This is a genomic window from Niastella sp., from assembly GCF_045805085.1.
Lineage (GTDB): Bacteria > Bacteroidota > Bacteroidia > Chitinophagales > Chitinophagaceae > Niastella.
This window is the reverse complement of record NZ_JBJMLX010000577.1, coordinates 1-9,081: the sequence shown is the minus strand read 5'-3', so window position 1 is coordinate 9,081 and position 9,081 is coordinate 1. Positions and strand designations below refer to the sequence as shown.

Below are 9,081 nucleotides of genomic sequence, written 5' to 3'. Positions count from 1 at the left end.
GATGAGCAGCGCCGGCACCTTCCAGGAATTCCGTCTGATGGGACTGCTTCCCCAAAAAGATTACATCCAGGTACAGGCGTATATCCGGGGCACGTTGATGTTCATTGGGCAACCGCCAGTTAGTATGATGAGGAAGTAGTTGATCAGTTGACCAGTTAACCAGTTGACCAGTTAACGAGTTGACGAGTTGACGAGTTAACAAGTTGACGGGTTGATAGAGACTAACATCATATTGCTAATTCAAGCCATCTGTTCTAACTTTGGCCAGGAAATAATTGTTCTTGATAAGGCAACCAGGTAAGCTAATCTTTCGTAATAGGGATAGAGTTATGAAAAACAATTAGTTAGCAAAGAAACATTCCCGCAAACCAACACCCTTGCTAGATAACTCAAACATTTCCTCATTGTTGAGTGGCTGTCGCAAAAACGAGCGAAACAGCCAAAAGGAGCTGTATAATCTGCTTCGGGGATTTGCTATTAAAATATGTTACCGGTATACCAATGCCATGGAAGAATGCGAAGAGATTGTGAATGAAGGGTTTGTAAAGCTGTTTAAGAACATTCACCAATTTGATGAGACCAGGCAGGAAGATACCTTACTTTCCCTCAAGGGTTGGTTCAAACGAATACTGATAAATACCTGTATAGACCATTATCGGAAAACCAATTCATCCGTGAATGGCCATGTGCTTACGCATGAATCGGAAACCATTGCTGATCACGGTGAAACCGGTATTGACATGTTATCTTATAAAGAGATAATTGAATCTATCCGGATGCTATCGCCGGCTTACCGGGCAGTTTTTAACCTGTTCGTGATCGAAGGGCTTAGCCACGAAGAGATCTCGCAAACACTGGGTATTTCAGTAGGCGCTTCAAAATCCAATTTATCAAAAGCCAGAGACAACCTTAGAAAACTTTTGCAGAACAAAAATATCATTAAAGCGTATGTATCCCCTAGATGACGATAACCTAGACCATTTAAGCCGCGAAGCTGCAGAGCACTTCGAGGTGGAAGCAGGCGCTTCCGGGTGGGATCATCTGGAACAGCGCCTCAATAAGGAAATGCCGCAGGAGAAAAAACGGCGTCGCTTCCTTTTGTGGCTGTTTTTGATCACCGCCATTACCGGCGGCGCTTTAACAGCAATTTTAACTCATCAACGAGTTGCCCCACTGGCTAAAAACGCTGCAAGCGCTGTAACAGTTGAAAAAACATCCCCTTTACCAGGTAATCAAACGGCCGATAACCATACAACCAACACTACCCAGGATCAAGCTGTTCCGGATATCAACAACAACGAAACACCTGTAACAGCGGCTCCCAACGCTGGTAAACTGCCTATAGGCAGCAACCAACAGTCAATTGCCACTGCCACCAACACAAAACCAGGCAGCGCCCTCAGCAAATCAGAAATCAATCAGCCGGCCCCCGCGACTAGGGTAACCGCCCCTAACAAAGGCGTAACCAACCCGGTTGAAAAAACAACCACCGCTAAGGGTTCAAAAGCGGGTCGTGTACGCATACAAAAAGCGCCGGCTTCTTTAAACTATGCTACTATAGCAGCTGGCAATGGTTCTAACCGGTCATATAAACCGGCCAAACAAAAAGGCAAACGCTCACGTATTACCAGCAATCACAATAACCAATTAATACCACCGGTAGCCGATAATAACACTACCAGTACATTCGAGCCCGAAAGCCACACTACCAACGCTGACCCGGCCACAAACGGGAAACCTGTTGAAACAAATAATGAAGTGACAACGGTTCAACCACCCACCGCCACGCAGGTTGACTCCCTGAAAAACAAGACTGCCGCCACGCAGGCTGTTGATTCTACCAAAACAATGGTGAAACAAAAGAAGAAGGATGATAAAATAAAACAGCCGTTGGAATTTGGTCTCATGGTTGGTCTGGATATGAGTGCCGTAGCCTTTGGGCCATTGTACAAAACCGGTTATAATTTTGGCGTGCAGGTGGGTTACCGGTTCTCTGACCGCTGGTCGGTAAATGCCGGTGCTATTTACACTAAAAAGTTCTATAAGACCGATAGCTCACATTTCAATTATAAGGAAAACCTCTGGCCAAACAACAGAACTGTCAGCCGGGTAGAAGGGAATTGTTCTATGTGGGAGTTCCCGGTAAACGTGCGTTATGATTTTTCCTTTAACGATAAACGGCGCTGGTTTGCCAGCACCGGGCTTTCTACCTACCTGATGGATAGAGAAGACTATGACGTTTATTACAGATGGAATGGCGGCGCCGCTTATCCGATGCCAGTAGGCAATGATATCAACTCAACTTATCTGTTCTCTATCTGGAACCTGTCGGTAGGTATGGAACGTTCATTGGGCAAACGATTCTCACTGCAGGCCGAACCTTATTTGAAAGTGCCTTTAAGGGATCTGGGCCTGGGCAATATGCGGATGAACAGTTATGGTATTTTATTTACCCTGAAGTATAAACCCTTCCTCCATTCGAAAAGATCAGACAACAATAAAAAATAGAGCAGTCTGTTTGGACACACTTTTACAACTAACACCGTTTGAGTCCCGGCGATACCGCTGGGACTATTTTTTTATTTTGCCTCAAACCACAGCTTTTTTTCATCGTTCCAGGTGCCGTTATAATTGATGTATAGCTCCTCCCCTTTTTTGATGTCCCGCACGGTTTTAATGGCAATGGTGTGGTTGTCGTAATCCATTTCATATTCACAGTTCGATCTATAGGAATGGTTATACACGGGTACGTACCCCAGCGCCATGCAACACTGGTCCTGATGATCGCCCCATTCAAAAATATAGTCGTGCAGTAAGGTCTGGTCAATCAGTACGCGGTCTTTCTGGCTCATTACGATCACCGGCGCTATTTCAATAACAGTACCGGACTTTAGCTTTTCTGAGGTAAATACGCCCCGCCCCATCGCGTTAGTGGGCGCTATAAACAGGCAAGGTAAAATCATGCAAAGGAAAAATTAGGTTACAAGATACTGCGAACTGGCATATCAATTGGCAATAAGTCCCGGCTTAGCCGGGAGCAATAACATTCAGTTGAGAACAATATGATTATTTTGCTTATTGCATAATGTCTATTGCCTATTGATTTAAATTTGGGGCCATGAGCATGGAAATTGAAAACGCCAAAGAGCAATTCCTGCACCTGATAGAGCAGGAAGACAGGTTACAAATGCGGGAGTTCCTGAACGACCAGAACATCAGCGATGTAGCCGAGCTCATTAACGAGTTCCCGGAATATTCGAGCCAGATCGTTGGCAATATGAGTATTCACCGGGCCTCCAGCGTATTCAAAATTCTTGACCTGCAAGCCCAGAAAGACATCATCCAGGGATTACCGCCCTTTAAAACGGCAGAATTGCTGAATGAACTGCCGGCAGATGACCGCACTTCTTTCCTGGAAGAACTGCCCAGCGAGGTGGTAAAAGAGCTCATAAAACTCCTCGATCCCGACGAACGCCGGGTGACCCTGGCTCTGCTCGGCTACCCCGAAAGCAGTGTGGGCCGCCTGATGACCCCTGATTATATTGCGGTGGGTATTGACTGGACGGTGCAGGAAGTACTGGACCACATCCGAGAAGTGGGTAAAGACAGTGAAACCATCGATGTGATCTATGTAGTGAACGACCGGGGTGAGTTTGTGGATGACATCCGGATCCGCGAGGTCATTCTGGCTAACCCACAAAAAATGGTAGAAGAAATTATCGATAACCGTTATATAACCCTGAATGTAAACGACGACCAGGAGGTGGCCAACCAAACCTTTAAAATGAATAACCGCGTGGCCCTGCCAGTGGTTGATGATAAAAACATCCTGCTGGGCATTGTGACCATCGATGACGTATTGTGGATAGCCAACGAAGAGTTCAGCGAAGACATTCAAAAGATCGGGGGTACCGAAGCGCTGGACGAACCCTACCTGGAAATGCCCATCATTAAACTGTTTAAAAAACGGGTGGTTTGGCTGATCGTGCTGTTCCTGGGCGAAATGCTAACTGCTACCGCTATGGGTTATTTTGAAGAGGAAATTGCCAAAGCCGTGGTGCTGGCCCTGTTTGTTCCCCTTATTATTTCCAGCGGTGGTAACAGCGGGTCGCAGGCCTCTACCCTCATCATTCAGGCCATGGCCGTGGGTGAAATCACCATTTCAGAATGGTGGCGGGTACTGCGCCGGGAAATCATTTCCGGTTTGCTGCTGGGAGCTATATTAGGGCTCATTGGTTTTATTCGGGTGGTTTTATGGAACAGTATTTTTCATACTTACGGTAGTCACACAGTGCTAATGGGTTGTACAGTAGGCTTTTCATTAATAGGTGTTGTATTGTGGGGAACCGTATCAGGCTCCATGCTGCCCATCATCTTAAAAAAATTAGGGGCCGACCCTGCTACTTCTTCCGCTCCATTTGTAGCCACCCTGGTTGACGTAACCGGACTGGTGATCTACTTTTCGGTAGCTTACCTTTTTTTGAGCGGTATACTGCTATAAAAATTTTAGATTAATTTTCGTAAATGAAAAAACTACTGTTGTTGCTGCTTTTACAGCCAACCCTTATCCTTATTACTAATGGTCAGCTCCCTCCCTTAACAGTAGAAAAGATCATGCGCGATCCCAAATGGATGGGCACCTCTCCTTCCAACCTGCAATGGACAGCCGACGGTAAGTACCTGCTGTTTAGCTGGAACCCCGAAAAGGCAGCAACTGATTCGCTATATTATATTACGCCCACCGCTACTACACCGCAAAAATCAACGGGTGCGTTTCGCAACACCGCTATTGCCGATAACCAGGCGCGGTACAATGCCCAACGCGATCAATATGTATATGCCTATGAGGGGGATATTTATCTCGCCAATATAAAAACAGGCGCCCGCCGCCGCATAACCAAAACAGTGGCCATTGAAAGCAATCCACAGTTTTCCTTTAACGATCATAAAATAGTATACACGCGCGAACAGAATGCCTGGGCCTGGGATGTACAAACCGGGGAAACCACACAGCTCACAAATTTTCAACCCGGAGCTGCGACTGCCGCATCTACTCCTGCTTTCACTGGACGAGGCAATCAACCAACGCCAGCCACCAACCGCCCGGCTGTTAGTAATAATAAACAGGAAAATTGGCTGCAGCAGGATGCGCTCGAAAATTCAGTAGTATTACAACGGCGCAAACAAAAGAAAGACGAGGCCGATTCCATGCTGAAGCTATTCAAAGAAAAAACGTTGCGCACTATTCCGCTCGAGGGTAAAAACCTGTCCATGTTGTCCACCAGCAATAATGGCCGTTTTATATCCTATCGGTTAAGCACCACTCCTACAGGTAAAACAGCGATTGTGCCCAGTTATGTTACGGAAAGTGGGTTTACCGAAGAATTGTCGGCGCGCACTAAAGTAGGCGCACCACTCCCGGCACAGGAATTATTTGTTTTTGATACAGAGAAAGACACCGTGTTCGCCATCAAAACAGATTCTATTCCCGGGATTCGCGACCTGCCGGAATATTTAAAAGATTATCCCGCTGTATATAAAGAACAAAGCCAGCACCCGCCACTGCGGCCGGTGAACTTTTTCAACATCAACTGGTCGCCCACCAATGATTATGCCGTGATGGAAGCATGGGCGCAGGACAATAAAGACCGCTGGTTGCTGTTGCTCGATGGAGAAACAGGCAAGCTCTCGCTGCTCGATCGCCAAAGAGATGATGCCTGGATTGGCGGACCAAGCGCCAATGGTTTACCCGTTTTTAATTCGGGCTGGGTGAATAACCAAACATTCTGGTTTCAGTCAGAGGCCACCGGTTATTCGCACCTGTATACAATAAATATTACAACAAAAGAAAAGCAAACACTCACCAGCGGTAATTATGAAGTGCTAAAAACCGAACTGGGGCCCGGCAAAAAATATTTTTACCTCACCACCAATGAGGTAGAGCCCGGCCAACAACACTTGTACCGCCTGCCTGTTACAGGTGGGAAAGCAGAGCGGCTTACCACGCTTACCGGTTCAAACCTGGCTACCATTTCACCCGATGAAAAATGGATCGCCATTTTATATTCCTACAGTAATAAACCCTGGGAATTATACCTTCAACCCAATAGTCCCGCAACGGCAAAAACAAAACCGGTTCAAATAACCAACCAGGCGCAAAGCGAGGAATTCAAATCATACAACTGGCGCGATCCGGAGCTGGTCACTTTTACCGCCCGCGATCAGGCAAAAGTGTATGCGCGGTTAATGCGGCCGGCACAACCGCCTGCCAGCAAACCAGCCGTGATATTTGTACATGGGGCAGGTTATTTACAAAATGCTCATAAATGGTGGAGTTCTTATTTCAGGGAATACATGTTCCACAACCTGCTGGTCGATAATGGCTATACCGTGCTCGATATCGACTACAGGGGCAGCGCCGGCTATGGCCGCGACTGGCGAACCGGCATTTACCGCTATATGGGAGGTAAGGATCTGGACGATATTGAGGACGGCGCCCGTTACCTGGTGAAAGAATATGGGGTAAATCCCAAACATCTCGGAGTATATGGCGGTTCCTACGGCGGTTTTATAACTTTAATGGCATTATTCACAAAATCCAGTATATTTGAGGCCGGAGCCGCACTGCGGCCTGTTACCGATTGGGCCCAATACAACCACGGTTATACCTCCAATATTTTAAATGAACCTTTTAGCGACAGCATTGCGTATCATCGCAGTTCGCCCATAAACTTTGCTTCCGGATTACAGGACCATTTGCTGATCTGCCACGGAATGGTTGATGTAAATGTTCACTTCCAGGATGTTGTACGTCTAACACAACGTCTGATAGAGCTGGGCAAAGACAATTGGGAGCTTTCTGTGTATCCAATGGAAGATCATGGCTTTGTAGAACCTGAAAGCTGGACAGACGAGTACAAAAGGATCTTCCGCTTATTTGAAACCTGGCTAAAAAAGTAATCCATTTTTCCTTTATTGAATGCTGAATGCGGAACGCGCAACGCTGAATGCAGCCCTGTAGTAAGGCTGAAACTGAAGCGAGGCCTGAATTGTGTGTATTAGCGTTAAGCATGAAGCCTGAAATGTTAAGCGTACCACCAAAATGGTATGTTAACCTTGCATGTTTTTGCATAAAGCATGGCCTTTTTTTTGATAATATTGCGCAACCGTTTGCAGGTGTTGGCACCACAAACTATGTTCATACTTAAAAGCACTGTCGACTCAACACTTAATAAACTTAAAAACTTAAACCCTGTAATTATGTGCGGAATTGTAGCATATATAGGAAATAAGCAAGCTTACCCGATAATCCTGAAGGGATTAAAAAGACTCGAATATCGTGGATATGATAGCGCCGGAGTAGCCCTGTTGAATTCCGGCCTGAATGTATATAAGAAAAAAGGTAAAGTAGCCGACCTGGAAGAAACATTGGTAGGAAAAGACCTGCATGCCCATATTGGTATTGGCCATACCCGTTGGGCTACCCATGGCGAACCTTGCGATCGCAATGCGCACCCTCACTTATCAGAAAATGGTAAACTGGCCATGATCCACAACGGGATCATTGAGAACTACAACCAGTTAAAAGGGGAATTGCTGAAAAAAGGCTACACTTTTACCAGTGATACCGATACCGAAGTACTGTTGAAATTTATTGAGGACATTCAGCAGAACAACCAATGCAGCCTGGAAGAAGCAGTACGTGTTGCTTTAAAACGTGTAACAGGCGCTTATGTAATTATCCTCATCGACCAGGACAATCCAGATACGCTGATTGCCGCCCGCAAAGGCAGCCCGCTGGTAATTGGTATTGGTAAGAACCGCGATGAACACTTCCTCGCTTCTGACGCCTCGCCTATTATTGAATACACCAAGACCGTCGTATACGTGAACGACTATGAGCTGGCTATCATAAAACCAGATGAGCTGATCCTGAAAAATCTGGGTAATGAAAAGATCACGCCGTTTGTTCAACAGCTCGACCTGGAACTGGCAGCTATTGAAAAAGGTGGTTACGATCACTTTATGCTGAAAGAGATCTTTGAACAACCCAGCACCGTATTCGATTGCTTACGCGGTCGTGTTGATGCCGCCAAAGGCACTATTACCATGGCAGGTGTACAAGCCAACATCGAAGTGCTTAAAAATGCCTCCCGCATTCTCATCATTGCCTGCGGAACAAGCTGGCATGCCGGTTTGCTGGCTGAATATATTTTTGAAGAATTGTGCCGGGTGCCCGTTGAAGTAGAATATGCTTCAGAGTTCCGCTATCGCAACCCGGTAGTAAATAAAGGCGATGTAATTATTGCGGTATCGCAAAGTGGTGAAACAGCCGACACCCTGGTAGCTATTGAAAAAGCAAAAGAGCAGGGCGCATTGATCTTTGGTATTGTGAATGTAGTAGGTTCCTCTATCGCCCGCATCTCCCAAGCCGGTGCTTACACCCATGCCGGACCTGAAATTGGCGTTGCCAGTACAAAAGCCTTCACTGCACAATTGGCTGTACTGACCATCATTGCCCTGCAACTGGGTTATGAAAAAGGCACGCTCGATAACAAACGCTTCCTGCATTTAATGAACGAATTACAGGATATTCCTGATAAAATACCAGCAGCGTTAAATCAAGCAGAGCATGTAAAACAACTGGCCTATAAATACAAAGACGCCCGGGACTTCTTATACCTGGGTCGTGGTTACAACTTCCCCATTGCCCTGGAAGGCGCCTTAAAGTTGAAAGAGATCTCTTACATTCATGCTGAAGGCTATCCTGCAGCTGAAATGAAACACGGACCCATTGCGCTGGTTGATGAAAACCTGCCCGTAGTGTTTGTGGCCACCAGAGACTCTTACCACGAAAAGATCATCAGCAACATTCAGGAAATAAAAGCCCGTAAGGGAAAAGTAATTGCGGTGATCACGGAAGGCGACGATGTTATTGCAAAAATGGCCGATGATGTAATTGTTGTGCCACCTGCCGATGAACTGGTTGCGCCTATGCTCAGCGTTATTCCGCTGCAGCTGCTGGCCTATTATATTGGCGTTGCCAAAGGACTGGATGTTGACAAGCCAAGAAACCTGGCT

Annotated in this window: 6 protein-coding genes; 5 read left to right on the top strand and 1 reads right to left on the bottom strand. The window is 46.3% G+C overall.

All coding sequences use genetic code 11. The features are described from left to right. Window positions 1-377: 377 nt before the first annotated feature. Window positions 378-965 (top strand): RNA polymerase sigma factor, encoded by a 588-nt coding sequence (locus ACJ751_RS30035; protein ID WP_407749237.1) that lies wholly within the window; start codon window positions 378-380, stop codon window positions 963-965. Beyond that, the gene (locus ACJ751_RS30030; RefSeq protein WP_407749236.1) at window positions 949-2,508 is read left to right on the top strand and encodes an outer membrane beta-barrel protein; all 1,560 of its coding nucleotides are present in this window, start codon (window positions 949-951) and stop codon (window positions 2,506-2,508) included. The genes ACJ751_RS30035 and ACJ751_RS30030 overlap by 17 nt, the downstream gene beginning before the upstream one ends. Before the next feature lie 71 nt (window positions 2,509-2,579). Here the strand turns inward: ACJ751_RS30030 and ACJ751_RS30025 are convergent, their stop codons facing one another. After that, the gene (locus ACJ751_RS30025; protein ID WP_407749235.1) at window positions 2,580-2,963 is read right to left on the bottom strand and encodes an SET domain-containing protein; all 384 of its coding nucleotides are present in this window, start codon (window positions 2,961-2,963) and stop codon (window positions 2,580-2,582) included. A gap of 155 nt (window positions 2,964-3,118) precedes the next feature. On the opposite strand from ACJ751_RS30025, the gene mgtE reads away from it, so the two are divergent. The 3 genes from mgtE to glmS all read left to right on the top strand — a co-directional run. Next, on the top strand, window positions 3,119-4,501 hold the full coding sequence (mgtE, locus tag ACJ751_RS30020; RefSeq protein WP_407749234.1) for a magnesium transporter: 1,383 nt from the start codon (window positions 3,119-3,121) through the stop codon (window positions 4,499-4,501). Between the two features lie 23 nt (window positions 4,502-4,524). Continuing rightward, a complete protein-coding gene (locus ACJ751_RS30015) occupies window positions 4,525-6,960 on the top strand; it encodes a prolyl oligopeptidase family serine peptidase (RefSeq protein WP_407749233.1) in 2,436 nt (811 codons plus the stop codon). A 300-nt stretch (window positions 6,961-7,260) separates the two neighbouring features. Beyond that, a partial coding sequence (gene glmS, locus ACJ751_RS30010) for a glutamine--fructose-6-phosphate transaminase (isomerizing) (protein WP_407749232.1) occupies window positions 7,261-9,081 on the top strand: 1,821 nt, incomplete at its 3' end.

Bases quoted from the DNA above. Each gene is read 5' to 3' on its own strand.
- ACJ751_RS30030 (WP_407749236.1), top strand. From the start codon at position 949: ATGTATCCCCTAGATGACGATAACCTAGACCATTTAAGCCGCGAAGCT.
- mgtE (WP_407749234.1), top strand. From the start codon at position 3,119: ATGAGCATGGAAATTGAAAACGCCAAAGAGCAATTCCTGCACCTGATA.
- ACJ751_RS30025 (WP_407749235.1), bottom strand. From the start codon at position 2,963: ATGATTTTACCTTGCCTGTTTATAGCGCCCACTAACGCGATGGGGCGG.
- ACJ751_RS30015 (WP_407749233.1), top strand. From the start codon at position 4,525: ATGAAAAAACTACTGTTGTTGCTGCTTTTACAGCCAACCCTTATCCTT.